This is a genomic window from Streptomyces hokutonensis (genome assembly GCF_042751305.1).
GTDB classification, from domain to species: Bacteria; Actinomycetota; Actinomycetes; order Streptomycetales; family Streptomycetaceae; genus Streptomyces; species Streptomyces hokutonensis_A.
The window spans coordinates 1,247,786-1,266,813 of the sequence record NZ_JBHYWD010000001.1 but is presented as its reverse complement, the minus strand read 5'-3'; the positions used below and the strand labels follow the sequence as shown (position 1 = coordinate 1,266,813).

Annotated in this window: 18 protein-coding genes and 1 pseudogene; 8 read left to right on the top strand and 11 right to left on the bottom strand. The window is 70.5% G+C overall.

Translation table 11 applies throughout. From position 1 onward, the window contains the following. Positions 1-87: 87 nt before the first annotated feature. Positions 88-738 carry a ScbR family autoregulator-binding transcription factor gene (locus ACFXC1_RS05985; protein ID WP_381239288.1) on the top strand — a complete coding sequence of 217 codons (651 nt, stop codon included), beginning with the start codon at positions 88-90 and terminating at the stop codon, positions 736-738. A gap of 95 nt (positions 739-833) precedes the next feature. After that, positions 834-2,042 (top strand): acyltransferase family protein, encoded by a 1,209-nt coding sequence (locus ACFXC1_RS05980; RefSeq protein WP_381239286.1) that lies wholly within the window; start codon positions 834-836, stop codon positions 2,040-2,042. 7 nt (positions 2,043-2,049) lie between these two features. Here ACFXC1_RS05980 and ACFXC1_RS05975 read toward each other — a convergent pair whose 3' ends face one another. Beyond that, a complete protein-coding gene (locus ACFXC1_RS05975) occupies positions 2,050-3,309 on the bottom strand; it encodes an MFS transporter (protein ID WP_381239283.1) in 1,260 nt (419 codons plus the stop codon). 203 nt (positions 3,310-3,512) lie between these two features. After that, a complete protein-coding gene (locus tag ACFXC1_RS05970) occupies positions 3,513-6,149 on the bottom strand; it encodes an alpha-L-rhamnosidase-related protein (protein WP_381239280.1) in 2,637 nt (878 codons plus the stop codon). A gap of 399 nt (positions 6,150-6,548) precedes the next feature. Here ACFXC1_RS05970 and ACFXC1_RS05965 point away from each other — a divergent pair, with 399 nt between their 5' ends. The 4 genes from ACFXC1_RS05965 to ACFXC1_RS05950 all read left to right on the top strand — a co-directional run bounded on the left by ACFXC1_RS05965 (position 6,549) and on the right by ACFXC1_RS05950 (position 10,285). Beyond that, positions 6,549-7,094, top strand: coding sequence for a hypothetical protein (locus ACFXC1_RS05965; RefSeq protein WP_381239278.1), 546 nt, complete (start codon positions 6,549-6,551; stop codon positions 7,092-7,094). A 125-nt stretch (positions 7,095-7,219) separates the two neighbouring features. Next, positions 7,220-8,977 (top strand): histidine kinase, encoded by a 1,758-nt coding sequence (locus ACFXC1_RS05960; RefSeq protein ID WP_381239275.1) that lies wholly within the window; start codon positions 7,220-7,222, stop codon positions 8,975-8,977. Positions 8,978-9,009: 32 nt separating this feature from the next. Continuing rightward, entirely contained in the window at positions 9,010-9,666 is a 657-nt protein-coding gene (locus ACFXC1_RS05955) for a response regulator transcription factor (RefSeq protein ID WP_381239273.1), read from the top strand. Positions 9,667-9,781: 115 nt separating this feature from the next. Next, positions 9,782-10,285: a GNAT family N-acetyltransferase gene (locus ACFXC1_RS05950; RefSeq protein ID WP_381239270.1), complete on the top strand. Its 504-nt coding sequence runs from the start codon at positions 9,782-9,784 to the stop codon at positions 10,283-10,285. Here the strand turns inward: ACFXC1_RS05950 and ACFXC1_RS05945 are convergent. The 5 genes from ACFXC1_RS05945 to ACFXC1_RS05925 all read right to left on the bottom strand — a co-directional run bounded on the left by ACFXC1_RS05945 (position 10,269) and on the right by ACFXC1_RS05925 (position 14,164). Continuing rightward, entirely contained in the window at positions 10,269-11,336 is a 1,068-nt protein-coding gene (locus ACFXC1_RS05945; protein ID WP_381239267.1) for a P1 family peptidase, read from the bottom strand. The two genes, ACFXC1_RS05950 and ACFXC1_RS05945, sit on opposite strands and share 17 nt — an antisense overlap. A gap of 65 nt (positions 11,337-11,401) precedes the next feature. Continuing rightward, positions 11,402-12,400, bottom strand: coding sequence for a type I glyceraldehyde-3-phosphate dehydrogenase (gene gap / locus ACFXC1_RS05940; RefSeq protein ID WP_019075520.1), 999 nt, complete (start codon positions 12,398-12,400; stop codon positions 11,402-11,404). A gap of 135 nt (positions 12,401-12,535) precedes the next feature. Further along, positions 12,536-13,492 carry a GlxA family transcriptional regulator gene (locus ACFXC1_RS05935; protein WP_381239265.1) on the bottom strand — a complete coding sequence of 319 codons (957 nt, stop codon included), beginning with the start codon at positions 13,490-13,492 and terminating at the stop codon, positions 12,536-12,538. 58 nt (positions 13,493-13,550) lie between these two features. Further along, positions 13,551-13,928, bottom strand: a complete 378-nt coding sequence (locus tag ACFXC1_RS05930) for a toxin Doc (RefSeq protein ID WP_381239263.1) — start codon at positions 13,926-13,928, stop codon at positions 13,551-13,553. Further along, positions 13,928-14,164 carry a hypothetical protein gene (locus tag ACFXC1_RS05925; RefSeq protein ID WP_381239260.1) on the bottom strand — a complete coding sequence of 79 codons (237 nt, stop codon included), beginning with the start codon at positions 14,162-14,164 and terminating at the stop codon, positions 13,928-13,930. Before ACFXC1_RS05925 ends, ACFXC1_RS05930 begins: the two co-directional genes overlap by 1 nt. Before the next feature lie 105 nt (positions 14,165-14,269). Between ACFXC1_RS05925 and ACFXC1_RS05920 the strand changes: the two genes are divergently transcribed. Then, positions 14,270-15,049, top strand: a complete 780-nt coding sequence (locus ACFXC1_RS05920; RefSeq protein ID WP_381239257.1) for an SDR family NAD(P)-dependent oxidoreductase — start codon at positions 14,270-14,272, stop codon at positions 15,047-15,049. A 208-nt stretch (positions 15,050-15,257) separates the two neighbouring features. Then, positions 15,258-16,280, top strand: coding sequence for an LLM class flavin-dependent oxidoreductase (locus tag ACFXC1_RS05915; protein ID WP_381239254.1), 1,023 nt, complete (start codon positions 15,258-15,260; stop codon positions 16,278-16,280). A 121-nt stretch (positions 16,281-16,401) separates the two neighbouring features. Here the strand turns inward: ACFXC1_RS05915 and ACFXC1_RS05910 are convergent. The 4 genes and pseudogenes from ACFXC1_RS05910 to ACFXC1_RS05895 all read right to left on the bottom strand — a co-directional run. Beyond that, positions 16,402-16,494 (bottom strand): annotated as a pseudogene (locus tag ACFXC1_RS05910) (sigma-70 family RNA polymerase sigma factor); the annotation flags it as partial. 463 nt (positions 16,495-16,957) lie between these two features. Continuing rightward, a complete protein-coding gene (locus tag ACFXC1_RS05905) occupies positions 16,958-17,569 on the bottom strand; it encodes a sigma-70 family RNA polymerase sigma factor (protein ID WP_381239252.1) in 612 nt (203 codons plus the stop codon). Between the two features lie 213 nt (positions 17,570-17,782). Beyond that, the gene (locus tag ACFXC1_RS05900; protein ID WP_381239249.1) at positions 17,783-18,472 is read right to left on the bottom strand and encodes a hypothetical protein; all 690 of its coding nucleotides are present in this window, start codon (positions 18,470-18,472) and stop codon (positions 17,783-17,785) included. 134 nt (positions 18,473-18,606) lie between these two features. After that, the gene (locus ACFXC1_RS05895) at positions 18,607-18,831 is read right to left on the bottom strand and encodes a copper chaperone PCu(A)C domain-containing protein (RefSeq protein WP_381239246.1); all 225 of its coding nucleotides are present in this window, start codon (positions 18,829-18,831) and stop codon (positions 18,607-18,609) included. Positions 18,832-19,028: the final 197 nt, after the last annotated feature.

Below are 19,028 nucleotides of genomic sequence, written 5' to 3'. Positions count from 1 at the left end.
TTTCGAAGCGCCGTAGACTATACGAACTGGACGGTATTTTTGACGAGTTGAACAGCGCAGCTCAACCGCAACGAAAGGCGCCGGCCCATGCCAGGACCCAAACAGGACCGGGCGATCCGTACCCGCCGCACCATCCTCGTCGCCGCGGCCAGCGTCTTCGAGGAACGCGGCTACCAGGCGGCCACGATCAGCGAGATCCTCACCACTGCCAACGTCACCAAGGGCGCCCTGTACTTCCACTTCAAGTCGAAGGAACAGCTCGCCGAAGGCGTCCTGGCCGGACAGCACGACAACCTCGCCGTCCCCGACCGCCCCTGCAAGACCCAGGAGCTCGTCGACACGGCCATGCTCCACGCGTACCACCTGCAGACCGACCCCATGGTCCGGGCCGGCGCCCGGCTCGCGCTCGACCAGCGTGCCGACGGCGTCGACCGCACCGGCCCGTTCCACCACTGGACCACCATCGTCACCGACCTCCTCGACAAGGCCCGCGACCAGGGCGAACTCCTCCCCCACGTCAACCCCGTCGAGACGGCCGAGGTCCTGGTCGGCGCCTTCGCCGGCATCCAGGCGATGTCCCAGGCGACCACCGCCTACCAGAACCTCCCCCACACCACCTCCGCCCTCCTCCGCCACACCCTCCCCTCGATCGTGCACTCCTCCGTCCTCACCTCCCTCGACCTCACCCCGCTGCGCGCCCTCGCCGTTCACGCCGAGATACAGGCCGCCCTCTCCTGACTCCCGACGGCTGACAGCGGCCGAATCGTGCCGCCGCTCGATGAGGAACATGAGAATTTGTGTGATCCCGCTCCGGTTGGGCAGACGCCGCCGTTATGAGCACCCTCCATCGAAGCGCGGTAGACGAGGCCACCGGACAGAGCCCTGACGCAGGAGACGTAAGACAGGGCTTCGCGTCCGCGCTGCGCGGTGGTGGGCGGGTGGCGGGGCTGGACGGGCTGCGGACGGTCGCCGTGGTGCTGGTGATCGTCTACCACGTGGAACCGGACCTGGTGCCCGGCGGCTCGGTGGGCGTTGATGTGTTCTTCACGATCAGCGGGTTCGTCATCACCCGGCTGCTGGTCACCGAGTACGCCCGTAGTGGTCGTATCGGGCTGTGGTCGTTCTACCGCCGGCGCTGGCTGCGGCTGATGCCGGCCCTGCTGGTGATGTGCGCGGTGACCGCCGTCCTGTCCGTGACGTTCGCGCTGCCGTTGTTCCAAGGAGCCTGGGTGGCAGCCGTGTTGGCCGCGGGTTCGGTCGTCAACCTCGTACGGGCCGGGAACGCCGGGACGTACTCGGACCTCACCGCGCCGCTCAGCCACACCTGGTCCCTGGGAGTGGAGGAGCAGTTCTATCTGGCCTGGCCCCTCCTCCTGCTGGTACTGCTCCGACGCGCGAGGGCACGTGCCGTGCTGGGCTGGGTCGCGGTGCTGTGCGTGCTGCCGGTGCTCTGGCGGACCGTGCTCTGGGATCCCTCGGCGGCACACCGCATCTACAACGGCCCGGACACCCGCGCCGACCAGCTCCTCGTCGGCGCCCTGCTGGCCCTCGTACTGGCCCGGCTGCGCGCCGACGACCCCCGGCCGGCACTGCTGCGGCGCTGGGCTGGACGGCTGTGCTGCCCAGCGCTCGTGCTGCTGGGGCTGATCGCCTGGCAGATCCCGATCACCGAGGTCAGCGGATGGAATCCGGCCTGGTACACGGTCGGGTTCCTGGCCGCGGCCCTGCTGACGGCCTGCGTGGTGGCCGCACTCGACCTGTGCCCCGAGTCGTGGCCCACCCGTCTGCTGTCCTTGTCCGTTCCGGTGTGGATCGGTCGCAACCTGAGCTACGGGATGTACCTGTGGCACTACCCCGTGATCCGGCTGCTCCACGACCTCGGTGTGCACGGCGACGCGTTGCTCCCGGCCGGCCTCGCGGCGACGCTCGCCGCGGCCCTCGCCTCGTACGCCCTGGTCGAACGGCCCCTGCTGCGCCGCGACCGGTTTCGCGTGCGGCGGCTGGAACCGGTCACCGTCCCGGGCCGCTCACCGGCGCTTTGAGAGACCCTCAGGTGTCGGCCACCGCGGGACTCGGCACCTGCGCCCCCGTGCCGCCGAACCGTATGCCCTTGGCCTCGCGGCCCACGGCGCTCAGCACGATCACCAGGGCCAGAGCGGGCGTCACGGTCCACGCCATCGCCGCCGGATAGCCGTGCCGCTCGGCAAGGGCTTCCTGGATCGGCAGGTTGAGGGCGGCGACGAGGTTGCCGAGCTGGTAGGTGACGCCGGGGTAGAAGCCCCGGATCGTGTCCGGGCTCATCTCGGTCAGGTGGGCGGGGATGACGCCCCAGGCGCCCTGCACGCACAGTTGCATCAGGAAGGAGGAGAGCATCAGCCGGCCCACGGCGCTGGACAGGACGAAGAAGGGCACCACGACCAGGCCGGCGGCTGCCGCGATCATGATCGTGCGACGGCGTCCCAGTCGCTCGGAGTAGGCGCCGAGCACCATGCCGCCGATGATGGCGCCGATGTTGTAGACGACGGCGATGGCGATCGCGGTGTCCGGGGACAGGCCCAGCCCCTTCTTGACGAAGGTGGGGTAGATGTCCTGGGTGCCGTGCGACATCCAGTTGAAGGCGGTCATCAGCGCGACCAGGTAGACGAAGCGCCGCAGTACCGCCGGGTTCTTGAACACCTGATAGGCGGGCGTGCGGTTGAGCTGGACGCTCTTCTCCCACACCTCGCTCTCCTCGACCCGGGTGCGCACCCACAGCGCGACCAGGGCGGGGACGAGGCTGAAGGCGAACAACCCGCGCCAGCCGAAGGCGGGTTCGATACCGAAGAACGCGATCGCGGCGAGCAGATAGCCCAGCGAGTAGCCGCTCTGCAGCAGACCCGACCAGAAACCGCGCCGGTCGGCGGGGATCTTCTCCATGGCGAGCGCGGCGCCCAGACCCCATTCGCCGCCCATTCCGATGCCGTACAGCAGGCGAAGCACCAGCAGCACTGTGTAGTCGGGCGCGAAGGCGCAGGCGAATCCGACGACCGAGTAGAAGGCCACGTCGACCATGAGCGGGGTGCGGCGGCCCTTGCGGTCCGCCCACAGGCCGAAGAGCAGCGCGCCGACCGGACGCATCACCAGGGTGGCCGTGGTGAGGAAGGCCATGTCGGTGAGGGAGACATGGAAGTCGTCGGCGATCTCGCTGTAGACGAGTACGACAAGGAAGTAGTCGAAGGCGTCCATCGCCCAGCCCAGGTAGGCGGCGACGAAGGCGTTGCGCTGATCCTTGGTGAGACCCGCGGCCTGTTCCCGGACGGTCCGCAGCATGCCGGCCCTCCCTTGGTCCGCGGGTCAGGCCAGGTCGGGGCGGTGGGGCGGGCAATGCGCGCACCGGCAAAACACCCGCCACAATTAGCCGAAGGGAACGCCTGGTTCGCCTATTTCACAGCGAACCGCCCCGAGCCAGACCGTAGTTGGCCTGCACCGGAGCGGCTCACTTCGGTGCCTCGCCAACGAGGCGCCCAACTGGGTCAGTTGCCGCGCTGTTCGCTCACGAAACTGTGCTCGCCCGGGCCGAGGCCCGACACGGTGACCGTCCCGTCGGCCACGCTCACGTCACGGGTCGCCGCCCGCTTGCCGTCCCAGAGCGTCCGCCGTCCGACCGACACCCGGAGCCCTCGCGCGTCACCGGGCAGGGTGACGGAGCCCTGGGTGCGCTTGGGTACGCGGACGGTGAGCCGGAAGACGCGGGTACCGTTCTCCCACTCGACGCCCAACGAGCCGTGCGGGGTGGGGAGTTGTCCAGTCGCCCAGTCCACGCCGCCGGGCTGCGGACGCACCTCCCAGGTGGCGTAGCCGGGCGAGGTCGGCCGGGCGCCGAGGAGGTTGTTGGTGAGCGCGGGCAGGACTCCGGTGGACCAGCCGTGCGCCATGCTGGTGTACGCGTCCTCGTACAGGGACCCGTTCGGGCCTATGCCCTCCCAGTTCGTGATGCCGGGGTCGTTCTTGTCCATCCACCCGTACATACGGCGGATCTGGTCGAGCGCGGAGTCGACCTGACCGGTCAGGAAGCGGGCCTCGATCTCCGGATAGGAGGTGAAGGCGTAGACCCGCTGGGATGCCTGGTCGAAGAGGGTGTCGTTGTCCATGAAGGCGTTGCCGTACGCCCGTTTCGTCGTCGCGTCGAGATGGGCGAGCGCGGAGGTGGCGCGGTCCGCGTCGGCGATGCCGGTGACGACGGCGAGGGAGTTGCCGTCCTGCGCGTGCCGCACCGCGTCTGTCGAGGAGTCCAGGTAGGCGCCCGCGCCCTCGTCCCACAGCAGCGAGTTGACGGCCTGCGCGACCTTGTCCGCGCGCTCGCTCCAGCGCGTGGCATCGGCCTTCTGCCCCAGCAGAGTCGCCAACTGGGCGGCGTTCTGGAGGGCTTGGACGTAGAGCGCGTTGTAGTAGGTGACGCGGCCGGTGCGACCGAGGAAGGCGTAGTCGCCGTATCCGCCGGTCCCGTTGAGGCCCTTGTTGAGCAGTCCGGCGTCGTCCGTGACGCTGGGGTACCAGGTGTCCAGGACCTTCAGCAGGGTGGGGTAGTAGCTCGTCGCGTACTGGCGGTCCCCGGTGTAGAGGACGTAGTCCCAGCTGCAAGTGACCCAGTACAGCGGATAGTCGAAGAGCGGCAGGGTGTAGTTCCCGATGGAGGCGGGCGGTATCCAGCCGTCGGCGCGCTGGTGGTCCGCGAGGTCGGCCAGGACGTTGCGGGCCGCGGCCGCCGCGTCGTCGTGGGTGAGGTAGAGGGTGCGCGCGGAGACGGCGAGGTCGCCGACGTACGGGTCTCGGTCACGCTTGGCACCGTCCTGGAGGACCAACTTGCCCTCCAACGTGGCGCTCCAGGCGTTGCGGGGATCGACGTCGTCCTGGCGGAAGGTGTCGGTGACCAGTTCGTTGGTGTACGCGGCGCCGTACCAGTAACGATTCAACTCGTCGTCGGAGCACAGGAACCAGCCGCGGTAGGTGCTCGGTGTGCCCAGGTACGCGGTGAACTGGAGGGCCACGGAGTCGATTTCGACCGTGCCCCAGGGCTGCGCGGCGGGGCTGTCGGAGGCGAGCGCGTCGAGGCTGATCCTGAGGTAGCGGAATCCGTGCAGCCCGTCCGCGAAGACCTTGTCGCCGGCCTGGAAGCCTTTGTGGTCGGTCCAGTTGGCGCCCTTCGCGGGGACGGCGAACTGGTCCGTGCCTTGTCCGGCGCCGCCGGCCTGGTCGGAGCGGGTGAAGTCCGAGCGGTCGGTGAGGAATTGGCGGGTCTCGGAGAACGCGACGCGTACACCCGGGGAGTTGGCGGAGGCGGAGGTGAACCTGATCTGCGGATATCCGACCACGACCCTGCCGAAGTCCACCGTGACGCTGGGCACGGGAATCGGCTCGACCGGCGCGGGCCAGACCTCGTTGATCCGGGTGAAGTTGCCGTGCGAGGTGTCCTGTGCGTGGGTCACGGTGATGCGCACGCGATCGGTGCCGACCGGCTCCGCGAACGGAACGGCCCGCTGCACCGCGTCGTTGCCCGCGACCGTGGCGGCGGTGTGCCAGTCGCCGTCGCGCCACACGTCGACGGTGTAGTCGGTCGGTACGCCGTCGCTGTTGGAGATCACCGTGATGCCCCGCAGGGTCGCGACCTGCGGCGCGGTGATGGTGAGGACGTCGGGGAACACACCGAGGGTGTCGTCGTTCCAGAAGGTGTCCGGGTTTCCGTCGATCGCGTTGGAGGCGCCGTAGGTGCGCGGCTGTCCGTCGTTGCCGTTGTTGCCCGCGTGGGACGAGGAGGCCTCGGCCGTGGTGCCGGTGGGCCAGGCGGGAGCCGCCGCGGGCTGCGGGCGCCGCAGGACGGATCTGGAACCGCCGGGCTTGAGCAGCGCGTTGGGGTTCTTCACGTCTCCGGTCGACGCGACGATCCGCACCGGCCGGACCGTGCGCGAGGACGGCCCCTGGACATAGCGGTGCCAGCCGCCGGCGCGGCGCGACGGGCTGCCGGTGAGCGAAGCGGAGGCTTCGGCGGCGGGGAGCGCCTCGGCGGTGGGAAGTCCGGTCGAGAGGGACACCGCGGTGAGTCCGACGGTGCCTGCTGCGGCCAGAGCTGCGCGACGGGAAATGCCGTTGTCCGGTGTGCTGTTCGACGCCATGCTGTCCCCTTGTGCGGCAGTGGATTGAATCGTTTCACTCGGCAACTGCGTGGTGACGCTATCTCGAACACCGGATTCGCGTACAGCGCTGGGACAGAAGTTGTTCGACGCGTCGGGCGTCGGTCTGATCATGCGGCGACCGAGGTCCGGGGCGGCATCGGCCGCACTCCGCGCACGGTGGGGCGGGTGGCTGACCTCGGCCAACTGGCCGCTGTCTTCCGGTCATTGACATCGCCGTACGAGTCACCGACCGCCCCGCGGCCGGACACCTCGTTGCGCTCGATGCTCGGCTGAACCTCCCGCAACCGTCCGCGTTCGGCCTCCGCGTCACCGCTACCGCAGACAGAATGCTGATCGCTCGCTGACAGGATCCTCATACCTGGCCGGGATGTTGGTGCCATGTCCTCCTTCACCGATCCCGGGCGCCGCGGCGTCACCGGTCCCGTCCTGACGGTCGTCGCGGCCGGCACCACCCTCGTCCTGCTCGCCTCCTGCGGTGACGGTGGGAAGGGCACCCGCGACGAGGGTGTCGCCTCCATCGCCACCCCTTCCACCACCACCGGAAAGACGGCGGACCCGGACGCCGGACACGTGCGGATCCGTCTCGACGACAACCAGCAGGACATCAAGAGACACTGGGACGCCTGGACGGGCTGCCTCCACGAGCATGGTGTGCCGGCCGGCCGCAGGCCCGTCGCCGACAGCCCGGCGCTCAAGACGTGCGAGTTGACATACCCGCTCCAGCCGGTGGAACTGGATCCGGCGCGCAATCCCCGCTACGGCGACGGCGTGCGGACCATGGTGAGGTGCATGAACGGTCACGGAATCAAGAGCGTGGTCTCCGACGGCAATTGGGGACTCGCCGGCGGTGAGAGCATGAACCTGCCCGACTTCGACAGGTACAGGGTCGAGTGCCAGGTGAAGTCCTTCGGCGACAGCGGCTGAGGGGCTCCTGGACGACGACACATGTCCGAGCCCGCCGGTTCCTCGGCCCGCCGTACGACTTTGGTTGCTCATGGTCGCGACGAACGTTGGCTGTGCGCGCGGGCGGTGATGTCTACCGTTGGCGCGTGGACGTGAAGACGAAGGCGCGCGAGGTCCGGAAGCAGTTGGGGGCGCCGGGCCTGTGGTCCCCGCGGCAGATCGTCGGCGAGACGGTGCTGGCCCTGGTGCTGGGCCTGTTCGCGATGCTGAGTTTCGCCGACGAGAGCGTGCCGCGGATGATCGCCGCGGCGGTGACCGCCGTGGTGCTCTCGCTGCTGCGGCGGTCCTTCCCGGCGACCGTGCTGGTTCTCACTGGTGCGATCGCCGGTGCGCTCGGCGCTTTCGGGGTCGTGTTGATGGCAGCGAGCTGGTCGGCGGGGGCGCGGATCGAGGCGCCTCGGCGGGCGCTCACGCTGTTCGGGACCACGTTCGTCCTCTACACGGGACTGTCCGTCAGCCGAGGACCCTTCAACCTGTTCGCGGCGCAGACGCTGGTGTTCACCGCGCTCGCGTTCCTGGCGACGACGGTCGTGCCCGGTCTCACCAGTCGCTACCGCGCCCAGCGGCGCAGGCTGGTGCAGGCCTTGCACGAGCACAACGCGCAGCTGCTGCGCGAGCGCGAGATCATAGCGTCCCACGCCCGCCTGCGCGAGCGGCAGCGCATAGCCCAGGACATGCACGACAGCCTCGGTCACCAACTGGCGCTGATCGCCGTCCACACGGGCGCCCTGGAGGTGGACCGGGATCTGACGGACAGGCAGCGCGAGGTGGTCGGCGTCCTGCGGGAGGCGTCCGTGGCCGCGATGCGCGAGCTCCGCGAGGCCGTCGGCATCCTGCACGACGGCACACCGGACCGGGCCCGGGAAAGCGAACCCGACCCGGAGCCCGCGGCCAGGGGTGTCGCGGGGATAGCCGGCCTGGTGGCGGCTTCGCGGGGCGCGCATTCGGTCGTGGAGCTACGGCAGGCGGGCGAGGCACGGCCACTGCCTCCCGCCGCCGATCACGCGGCGTACCGGATCGTGCAGGAGGCGCTGACCAACGCCCTGAAGCACGCGCCGGGGGCCTCGGTCGCCGTCGAGTTGCGGTACGAGCCGGACTCCCTGGTGGTCGAGGTGGCCAACGGGCCGATACCCGTGACGACCGGCGGCGGACGGCACCCGGTGATCAGCGGCGGGCAGGGCCTCACGGGCCTTCAGGAGCGGGCCCGGCTGGTCGGCGGGATGGTGCATACGGGCTCCACGTCCGAGGGCGGGTTCCGGGTCGCGGGCGTTCTGCCGTACAGCTCCCCGCCACGCACGCCGGGCGGGGACTCGCGGCGAGCGGACTCGATGAACGAAGCAACGACGTTCGTCGACGGGGCGAACGACTTCCGGGGGCAGAGCGAAGGGGTGGTGCCCGGCGACGGTGGTGCGGACATCGACTGGTCCGGTGCGCCGGACAGGCAGAAGGAGTTCGACATCGCCATGGGACGCAGAGGGAAAGGCCTTGTGATCGGCTGCAGTGCCGCAGCAGTGATCTTCCTGGTGCTCGGAGTGCTGGCCTTCGTGCTGATCGTCAACCTGGTGGAGAAGGAGTCCGACAAACTCATGATCCAGCCGTCCGTCTACAACTCCGTGAAGGTCGGAGACACCGAGACGGCCGTGCGAAACACGTTGCCGCACGGTAAGTCGTTCCTGGCCGGGGCCATAGACGACGATCAGGCGCCCGCCGTGCCGAGGGGAGCGACGTGCGCGTCGTACCTGTCGACGGAGGACTGGCCGAACGAGGGGGACAAGATGCCTGCCTACCGCTTCTGCTTCAAGGACGGCAAACTGATCGAGAAAAAGGCCTACTTGGTCAAGTAGCAGCCATCGCCGTACGTCCCTGCAGGAGAGTTGTGATCAGAGTCCTCGTCGCGGATGACGAACCGCTCATCCGGGCGGGCATCAGGATGATCCTCACCTCGGCCGACGACATCGACGTCGTGGCGGAGGCGGCCAACGGCCGTGAGGCCGTCGACCTGGTCCGCGCCCACTCCGTCGACGTGGCTCTCCTGGACATCCAGATGCCCGTACTGGACGGGTTGTCCGCGCTGGCCGAACTGCGGCGCGCGGCACCGGCCGTACGTCCACTGATCCTGACGACGTTCGGCGAGCGGGAGAACGTACTGCGCGCGCTGAGCCACGGAGGCGCCGGGTTCCTCCTGAAGGACTCGGCGCCGGCCGAACTCATCCAGGCGGTGCGGGCGGCCGCGGCCGGGGACGCGTATCTGTCGCCGGCCGCCACCCGCCACGTGGTCGACTCGCTCGCCTCGGGGCAGGCCGCGGCGCGCGGCGAGGAGGCGCGGCGGCGTCTGGAGACACTGAGCACCCGCGAACTGGAAGTACTCGCGCTGCTCGGTGAGGGCCTGTCGAACGCCGACGCGGGCGAGCGGATCCATGTGAGCGAGGCGACGGTGAAGACGTACGTCAGCCGCATCCTGACGAAACTGCGGTGCGAGAACCGGGTACAGGCGGCGCTGCTGGCGCGGGACGCGGGGCTGGAGCCCAGCTGAGGTACCGGCCCCGCCGTCATGGGTGGTCACCGACCGACCGCGACGCGTACGGGACCTGCTTCCTCGTCAGAAAGTGACTTGCCCGGCCGGGTGCCCGCCTGGGTAGGGTCGGGCGGTGCCCGAGTTGCAGCGGCTGCGCGCCGATCACGCCCCGGCGGTCCTGGCCTTCGAGTTGGCGAACCGTGACTACTTCGCCGCGTCCGTCTCCGACCGGGGCGACAACTACTTCGAGCACTTCACAGGACAGTTCGAGGCCCTGCTGGCCGAGCAGGAGGCCGGTGTCTGCGCCTTTCATGTGCTCGTCGACGAGGACGGCTCGGTCCTCGGCAGGTTCAATCTGTTCGACCTCGTCGAGGGCGGCACCGCCGACCTCGGATACCGGGTGGCGCAGCATGTGGCCGGGCGCGGGGTGGCGACCGCGGCCGTCGAGGAAGTGTGCCGGCTGGCGGCGGCACGACACGGTCTGCGTACGCTTCGGGCGGCCACCTCGGACGAGAACATCGCGTCGCAGAAGGTGCTGGCCAAGGCCGGGTTCGTCCCGGTCGGCCGGGCGCTCCCGGCCGAGATCGGCGGCAGGCAGGGCGCTTGGTACGAGCGCACCCTCACCCCAGCAGACTGAGCAGTGCCGCCGCGGGCAACGGCCAACGGGTGTGGCCGCGCGGCCCCGTCACCCGGGTCGCGGTCAACAGCGAGTTCAGAACCGCTTCTTCCACGGCGTCCAGTACCGCGCCGAAGAGGGCGTCGAGCCCGGCATCGGGCACCACCGCCGGTCCGGCGGGCGTGCCCAGAGGACGGGTGCCGAACGCGAGGCCGTAGTCGCCGCTGCCGTGGCCGTAGCCCGCACCGACCCGGGCCAGCGCGTAGACGGCGCGGCGGGCGAGTCGGGTGAGCTGGCGGGCGTCGAGAGGCGCGTCGGTCGCGGCCACGATCATGCAGGAGCCGGTCTCCGGACCGGGATCGGATTCGTCGGTGGGGACGCCCACGTGGGTGGGAGTGACCGTACGGCCGCGTACCCGGAGCGTGCCGGCGAAGTTGGCCTGCACCAGAACCCCGAGCATCGCCTCCCGGCCCGCGAGCGGCACGCGTCGCGACGAGGTTCCGATGCCCGCCTTGAAACCGAGCGCGGTCATCCCGGTGCCCGCGCCCACCGAGCCCTCGGCGACCGGACCGGCGGACGCGGTGTCCAGTGCGGCACGGACGTGTTCCTCGCGGACCGGACGCGACCGGATGTCGGACAGGAGCCCGTCGTTGCACTCCCCCACCACGGGGTTCACGCTCCGGGCGTCAGCCCCCTCGGGCCGTTCCAGCACCCAGCCGACCAGGGCGTCCGCGACCCGGAAGGCGGACAGGGTCGAGGTGAGCAGCACCGGGGTTTCGAGGGCGCCGAGTTCGGCGATCTGCGTGGTGCCGAGGAGCTTGCCGTAGCCGTTGCCCGCGAACACCCCGGCGGGCAACGGGTTCGCGGGCCCCACTCCCTCGGGCACGATCGCCGTGACGCCACTGTGCACGTGCGGCGGGCGGATCAGTGTGGTGTGCCCGACACCGATGCCGGGCACGTCCGTGATCGCGTTGTGCGTCCCGGTGGGCAAGTCGCCGATACCGAGCCCGAGTTCACGGGCTCGGCGGGGCACGTCGGGCGCCGGCGGAACGGGGCGGGGCGACTCGGGCATGGCCAGACACTACGGCAGCACCAGTCACACCGGCGGACAGCCGCCTTCCACCCCCGTGCTGTCGGTCAGCCTGCGGCGAGGAGTTCCAGGGTGTCGATCACCCGGTTGGAGAAGCCCCACTCGTTGTCGTACCAGGCGACGACCTTCACATGACGGCCGTCGACGCGAGTGAGCGCCGAGTCGAAGATCGACGAGGCCGGGTTGCCGGTGATGTCGGAGGACACGAGCGCGTCCTCGGAGTATTCGAGGACGCCCGCGAGGGGGCCCTCGGCCGCGGTGCGGTAGGCCGCCAGCACGTCTTCGCGGGTCACGTCGCGGGAAACCGTGGTGTTGAGCTCGACGATCGAACCCACCGGTACGGGCACCCGGATCGAGTCGCCCGACAGCTTGCCGTCGAGGTTCGGCAGGACGTGGCCGATCGCCTTGGCGGCGCCCGTCGTGGTCGGCACGATGTTGACCGCGGCGGCGCGGGCACGGCGGGCGTCGCGGTGCGGGCCGTCCTGGAGGTTCTGCTCCTGCGTGTAGGCGTGCACCGTGGTCATGAAGCCGTGCTCGATACCGGCGAGTTCGTCGAGCACCGCGGCCAGCGGGGCCAGCGCGTTGGTCGTGCAGGAGGCGTTGGAGACGATCGTGTGCGTGGCCGGGTCGTAGGCGTCGTTGTTCACCCCGAACGCGAGCGTGACGTCGGCGCCGTCCGAGGGCGCGCTGACGAGCACCTTGCGCGCGCCCGCGTCGAGGTGGACGCGGGCGGCCTTGGCGGAGGTGAAACGGCCGGTGGACTCAAGGACGAGGTCGACATTCAGCGCGGCCCAGGGCAGGTCCGCCGGTTCGCGTTCGGCGAGCACCTTGATGCGCCGGCCGTCGACGACAAGGGTGTCCCCGTCGACGGAGACGGGGCGGCCGAGCCGGCCGGAGGTCGTATCGAAGGCGAGCAGCCGGGCCAGGGTTGCGGGCTCCGTCAGGTCGTTGACGGCGACGACTTCGAGGGTGCTGTCGCGTTCGAGCAGGGCGCGCAGCACATTGCGTCCGATGCGGCCGAATCCATTGATGGCGATGCGAGTCATGAGTGAAGTCCCTTCGGTTCGACTCCAGGCTCGCGCGCGGCAACCGTCGGTGACAGTGGCGCGATCGCCACGGTTCAAAAGGATTTCGCCAACGCCGTCGCAGGGCTTTCGCCCAAGGCCGTCGCAGGGTCTCGGCTACTCCCCCTGGGCGAAGGTGCGCCGGTACTCGCTCGGTGTGGTGCCGAGCAGGCGGTGGAAGTGCAGCCGCAGGTTGGCGCCGGTGCCGAGGCCGACGTCGGCGGCGATCTGCTCGACGCTGCGCTCGGACCGTTCGAGCAGTTCGCGGGCCATGTCGACGCGGGCGCGCATGACCCACTGCATCGGTGTGTAGCCGGTCTCGTCGACGAAGCGCCGGGAGAACGTGCGGGGTGAGACGGCCGCTTGCCGGGCCAGTGTTTCCAGGGTGAGGGGCTCGCCGAGCCGGTGCAGGGCCCACTCGCGGGTGGCGGCGAACCGTTCGCCGAGCGGTTCGGGCACGCTGCGCGGCACGTACTGGGCCTGGCCGCCGCTGCGGTACGGGGCCGCGACCAGGCGCCGGGCCGCGTGGTTGGACGCGGCCACGCCGAGGTCGCCGCGCAGGATGTGCAGGCAGAGGTCGATGCCGGAGGCGGCGCCCGCCGAGGTGAGCATGCTGCCCTCGTCGACGAACAGGACGTTCTCGTCAACTTTGACGAGTGGGTACTTCGCCGCGAGGGCCCGCGTGTAGTGCCAGTGGGTCGTCGCCCGCTTGCCGTCGAGGAGGCCGGTGGCGGCGAGCGCGAAGGCACCCGTGGAGATCGCGGCGAGCCGTGCGCCCCGGTCGTGGGCGGTGATCAGCGCGTCGAGGACGGGCTGCGGCGGGTCCTCACGGTCCGGGAACCGATAGCCGGGGACGAAGACGATGTCCGCCCAGGCCAGCGCGTCGAGGCCGTCGGCGACGTGGTACGACAGGCCGTCACCGCCGGTTACCAGTCCGGGAGCCGCACCGCACAGCCGCACCTCGTACGGCATGCTCGCCCGCGTCGTGAAGACCTGTGCGGGGATACCGACGTCGAGCGGCTTGGCGCCTTCGAGGACGAGGACGGCGACACGGCGGAGGCGGGCGGCTGACACGCCAACAGCGTACGCAGAGGTACCGCCACCCGGCCGCGAGGACCCGGGAAGGACCAGGTCAGACCTTCCAGGACCGCAGCTGGTCGGCGACGGCCACGACCCCGACGCGGGTGTCGCGGATCTTGCGGACGAGTTCGGAGAGCGCGCCGTAGGGCGGGTCGATGCCCTCGCCGGACTGGCCCATGTACTGGGCGGCGACGAACGCGGCGTACAGGCTGTTGCGGTGCGGCAGCGGCTCCAGGCGCACGATGGTGTGCATGAGCGCGGCGGCCCGCCAGGCGGCGTCCGGATCAGACGCGGCAAGGGTCGGCAGCTTGGTCTTGTGGCGGGCTACGGCGGCCACGAGCGCGGAGTAGTCCGAGACCGACATGTCCTCGTCGGAGAGGGCGGCCTCCTGGACGTCGAGCAGCCAGGAGACGTCGATGTACAGGTGCATCAGGCGGCCGCGACCCCACCGCGCTCGGAAGGCGGCACCTCTTCGGGGAAGGCGTCGTCGAACTCGCCGCGCAGCCGCTCGGCCCACGCGGACGCGCCGGCGACGAACCGGCCACGCTGCATCTCCCGAACGCCGAGGTCGTGCAGGTACTGCTTGAGGCTCTTGCCCTCGGCCGCGGCGGCGGCGCGCACTCCGTCGAGTTCCTCTTCGGTGAAGGACACATTCAGTGATGGCATACATCGATGGTACCTAGTTGGTGCCACGGGTGCGAGAGGCCTTGTCTCCTCGTTGTTCGCAGTCCCCGGGACCGGATCGCGAGGGTCGACGCCTAGGCTGCGGAGATGATCTCTCGCGACTATCTCTTCGACATGTTCTCGCTGGACGGCCGGGTGGCCGTGGTGACGGGCGGCAGTTCCGGCATCGGCCGGGCGGTCGCCGGGGCGCTCGCGCGGGCGGGGGCCCAGGTCGTCGTAGTGGCCCGCAAGGAGGAGGAACTGGCGGCCACCGTCGACGAGTTGGTGGCGGAGGGGTGCCGGGCCGCGTGGGTGAGCGGGGATCTGGGGACGCGTGACGGGGTGCGTGCGGCGGCGGAGGCCGCGGCCGAGGCGTTCGGCGAGCCGGACATTCTCGTGAACAGCGCCGGGATCAACCTCCGGCCGCCGATGGGCGAGTTGGGCGAGGACGTGTGGGACACCACGATGGCGTTGAACCTGGAGGCGCCCTACCTCCTGGGACAGCGGTTCGGTCCCGGCATGGCCGAGCGGGGCTTCGGGCGGATCATCCACATCACCTCCCAGCAGGCGCATCGCGCGTTCGTGCAGAGCGGCGCCTACGGCGTCTCCAAGGGGGCGTTGGAGTCGCTGGCCCGGTCGCAGGCCGAGGCGTGGTCGCCGTACGGCGTCACCTGCAACACGCTGGTGCCGGGGTTCGTGATGACGCCGCTCAACGCGCGACTGTCGAGCGACCCGGAGAAGGTGGCGGCGCTGGCCGCCCGAACGATGGTCGGGCGCAACGGACTTGCCGAGGACTTCGCGGGCGCAGCGGTGTTCCTGGCGAGCCGTGCCTCCGCCTATGTCACCGGTCAGTCGGTCTTCGTCGACGGGGGGTTCTCCGTGCACTAGCTCAACGCCCCGTGGGCGTCGGCCGGTTGGGGATCGTTGCACGAGAGGCGTGGCACATTGCCGGCCGAACAGGCCTCAACCGCCCCCAGTGCCCGCGTGGCCTGCACAGTGTGAGGGCCGGGCGCGGTGATCCCATCCTGGAGTAGGCACGGCACCGACGTGCAGGGCGCGTGGGAATCAATCGTGGCCGCCGAACGCTCTGGCCTGCGTGAAGAAGATAGGTTTCCTTTCGTTCGGTCACTGGTCGCCGAGCCCGCATTCCAAGACCCGGTCGGCCGCGGACTTCCTGCACCAGTCCATCGATCTGGCGGTCGCCGCCGAGGAGCTGGGCGTGGACGGCGCGTACTTCCGCGTGCACCACTTCGCGCAGCAGGCGGGCAGTCCGTTCCCGCTGCTTTCGGCCATCGGCGCGCGGACCTCGAAGATCGAGATCGGCACCGGCGTGATCGACATGCGCTACGAGAACCCGCTGTACATGGCCGAGAACGCGGGCGCGGCCGACCTCATCTCCGGCGGCCGGCTGCAGCTCGGCATCAGCCGTGGCTCACCGGAGCAGGTGATCGACGGCTGGCGCTACTTCGGCTACGCCCCCGAGGAGGGCGAGACCGGCGCGGACATGGCCCGGCAGCACGCCGAGGCGTTCCTCAAGGTGATCGAGGGCGAGGGTTTCGCGCGGCCGAATCCGCGGCCTATGTTCCCCAACCCGCCGGGGCTGCTGCGCGTCGAGCCGTACTCCGAGGGGCTGCGGGATCGGATCTGGTGGGGGTCCAGCTCGAACGCGACCGCCGTCTGGGCCGCGCAGCTGGGGATGAACCTGCAGAGCTCCACGCTGAAGGACGACGAGACGGGCGAGCCGCTGCACGTCCAGCAGCGCAAGCAGATCGAGGCGTACCGCGAGGCATTCAAGGAAGCGGGCCACACGCGCGAGCCGCGGGTGTCCGTCAGCCGCAGCATCTTCGCCCTGACCGACGACGTGGACCGCGCCTACTTCGGCCACGACCGCAACTCGCGCGACCAGGTCGGCATGATCGACGACACGACCAGGGCGATCTTCGGACGCTCTTACGCCGCCGAGCCGGACGTGCTGGTCAAGCAGCTCAAGGAGGACGAGGCCATCCAGGCCGCGGACACCCTCCTGCTGACCGTCCCGAACCAGCTCGGGGTCGACTACAACGCCCATGTGCTGGAGAGCATCCTGACCGAGGTGGCACCGGAGCTCGGCTGGCGCTGAGTGGTCCGGCGCCCTGCTTCGGGATGTCGAAGGCGACCGCCCGCCGCCGGTTCCCGACCTGGTCGCGAGCCGGCGTCCGGGGCCGCCGACTGAACACCCTTGCCGACAGACCGTGTTGGTGTCAGACCGCCACCTCGTCGGCCTCGGCCAGCACATCCGTCAAGGTCGCCCGGGCCCGCGCCACGCGGGAGCGGACCGTGCCGATCGGGCAGTCGCCGGGTCAGGTAGTGCTCGTAGTCGGAGAACGCTTCACGCCTGTAACTCCAGGCGGAGTTCAGTTCTTCTCTGACGGCCGGGTGGGCCGATTCCAGCGCCTCGACCACCGGAAGCAGTTCGGGATAGGCGTAGGGGTCGTGCCAAGGGGGCGTGGACAGTCCCGGCAGGATCCACTTGGCGCCCTTCTGGAGCGGGTGCCGCCGCCTCCGCCGGGCTCCAGCATCCGCTCGACGCGGGTGATCGCGTCCGCGCCGTGCACGGCTCTGATCGCCGCGAAGGCGTCCTCCATCTCTGGCGTCACACGGACCTCCTGACTGGTGTCGTGACCGGGCGCGGGATCGAGCCGTCGCACTGGCAGTCGGGAGCGGGAGTGGGTGAGTTCCCGAGCGTTTCCGTCAACTCTTCTTCAGTTACGGGGAGTTGGAGCGCCGACGCCCACCAGGAGGGCGCCGGCCCTCACGTCACGCCGCCTGGACGGCGGCCTCGGTCTCGGCTTCGCGCAGCAGGCGTTCCAGGGTGGTCCTCGCCCTGGCGACCCTGGAGCGGATCGTGCCGACGGGGCAGCCGATGAAGCGCGCCGCCTCGTCGTACGGCAGACCGACCACCTGGGTCAGCACGAACGCCTCACGGCGCTCGTCGGGCAGCGACTCCAGCAGGTCGAGGAGCGCGATGCCGTCGTCGAAGCCCGGCAGGCCGCTGGGCTGGGCGCGTTCCAGGGCCAGTTGCCAGTCGTGCGCGTCGGCCAGCCGCGGTCGGACCGCGGCCCGCCGGAAGCTGTCTGCCACCGCGCGACGGGCGATGGACAGCAGCCAGGTGCGGGCCGAGGCACGGCCCTCGAAACCCGGCAGGCTGTCGAGAGCTCGTACGAACGTGTCCTGGGTCAGGTCGTGCGCGGTCTGCGGGTCGCCGCTGAGATGGACGACGTAGCGCAGTACGTCGCCGTGCAGCGCGCGGACGAAGCGCTCGGTCGCCTGGGGATCGCCGTTTCGGGCGGCCAGGGCCCAGGCGGTGGCGGAGGCGTCCGCCACGGCACGGTCCGCGCGGCGGGGAGCGGGCAGCACAGAAGTGATCACGTGGTGTCCTTCTCGGGTCGTCCGGGGCCGACGTCCCGCGATGGGGCACGGCTCTCCGGCACATGGGGTGCGGCCGTACGCGATGGGTACGGCGATGCCCGGGGCTCGGCGCGCGCTCGTCGGCTCGCACGAAGTGGTGTGCGGCGCTGGGAAGACCCGCGTCGGAACGCGGTGCGACGAAGTGCGGGTGAGCCCCCGGTGGATCCGGCTGTCTCAGACGACAGCGGGGCCCGTGGGCGGTCCCCGGGTGGTGAGGGAGTAGCAGAGAAGGAAGCGGGCCAGGGACGACCGGTACGCGAGGGTGCGGCGCCTGCGCGCGGACGGGCGGCGGGCCGGTACCGGCAGTGCCAACAGCATCCGCAGGGGTTCGGCCAGCCGTGCCGCCGCCGCCCGCAGGACGCGGAAGGCGGCGCGTTCGCCGTGGGCGAGCCACAGCCCGCACAGGACGGCGGCGAGGAGGTGGGCGGCGAGCATGCCGAACGAGGCGCCGCCCGTCATGGTGTGCGCGTACCCCATGTCGGCCGAGCCGCGCGCCATGTGTGCCATGCCGCTCATGTCCATGGCGTCCATGGACATGGACGCCATGGAGTCCGAGGAACCCATGGCCGTGCCGCCCATGTCGGCCGACGCTGTACCACTCCCGGGCATCAGGTTCTGGCCCAGGGAGAACGTCTCGTGGAGCGCCGTCTGGGCGGCGACCACGACCGTGACGATCAGTCCGCGCCCGCGCTCACGGCCGGCCAGGAACCAGCCGGCCGTGCCGGTCGCGGCGGCACCGGCGCCCATGGTCCACCACGGGACGGGAGCGCCGGACATCATCACGTGACCGAGGGCGGCCAGCAGCACGCAGACGGCGGCGAACACACCCGCCCGCAGCGTGCGGCCCCACCCTCCGACAGTCATAGCGCGCCCATCTTTGCACCCGACGTCTGATCGTCATCAGGGGGTACGGGCGCACACCGGGGCTTCGACTCACCACGGATGCGGTGACTCATGTCACATGACGGCACGGGGAACTCGATGGCTGTTCGGGCCGACTACTGGAGCGAGACGCTGCCGGGACGCACGACCACGGCGAGCACCGTGACCCGCCCGCTGCGCCGGAACTCGAAGGTGAAGGGCACGAGGTCGCCGGAACGCCACTGGCCCGTGGCCGCCGAGACCGTCAAGTCGACCCCGGTCGGCGACATGGCGAGGCTGTCGCCCGCCGCAATGTCGACGGAGTCGATCGCGGTGTCGTAGGCCGCGTTGCCTTCGGTCACACGGCGCCGGGAGAGGGCGAAGGGCGGAGGGCCGAGTTCCGATGCCCGTCCATGACGTAGGTCACAGACACAGGTTCCAAGAAGAACGGGCCGAGGGGGGGGGGGGTGGCGCGACCCCCCGCCCCGGGGGGGGGGTGGGGGGGGCGGGGCGGGGGGCCGGCCCCGCCGCGGGGGGGGGGGGGGGGGGGGCGCGGGGC

Excerpts from the sequence above, each read along its gene's own strand:
- ACFXC1_RS05920 (WP_381239257.1), top strand. The coding sequence starts at position 14,270 with ATGATCTCTCGCGACTATCTCTTCGACATGTTCTCGCTGGACGGCCGG.
- ACFXC1_RS05975 (WP_381239283.1), bottom strand. The coding sequence starts at position 3,309 with ATGCTGCGGACCGTCCGGGAACAGGCCGCGGGTCTCACCAAGGATCAG.
- ACFXC1_RS05945 (WP_381239267.1), bottom strand. The coding sequence starts at position 11,336 with ATGCCCGAGTCGCCCCGCCCCGTTCCGCCGGCGCCCGACGTGCCCCGC.
- ACFXC1_RS05970 (WP_381239280.1), bottom strand. The coding sequence starts at position 6,149 with ATGGCGTCGAACAGCACACCGGACAACGGCATTTCCCGTCGCGCAGCT.
- ACFXC1_RS05965 (WP_381239278.1), top strand. The coding sequence starts at position 6,549 with ATGTCCTCCTTCACCGATCCCGGGCGCCGCGGCGTCACCGGTCCCGTC.
- ACFXC1_RS05900 (WP_381239249.1), bottom strand. The coding sequence starts at position 18,472 with ATGACTGTCGGAGGGTGGGGCCGCACGCTGCGGGCGGGTGTGTTCGCC.
- ACFXC1_RS05925 (WP_381239260.1), bottom strand. The coding sequence starts at position 14,164 with ATGCCATCACTGAATGTGTCCTTCACCGAAGAGGAACTCGACGGAGTG.
- ACFXC1_RS05985 (WP_381239288.1), top strand. The coding sequence starts at position 88 with ATGCCAGGACCCAAACAGGACCGGGCGATCCGTACCCGCCGCACCATC.
- gap (WP_019075520.1), bottom strand. The coding sequence starts at position 12,400 with ATGACTCGCATCGCCATCAATGGATTCGGCCGCATCGGACGCAATGTG.
- ACFXC1_RS05980 (WP_381239286.1), top strand. The coding sequence starts at position 834 with ATGAGCACCCTCCATCGAAGCGCGGTAGACGAGGCCACCGGACAGAGC.
- ACFXC1_RS05930 (WP_381239263.1), bottom strand. The coding sequence starts at position 13,928 with ATGCACCTGTACATCGACGTCTCCTGGCTGCTCGACGTCCAGGAGGCC.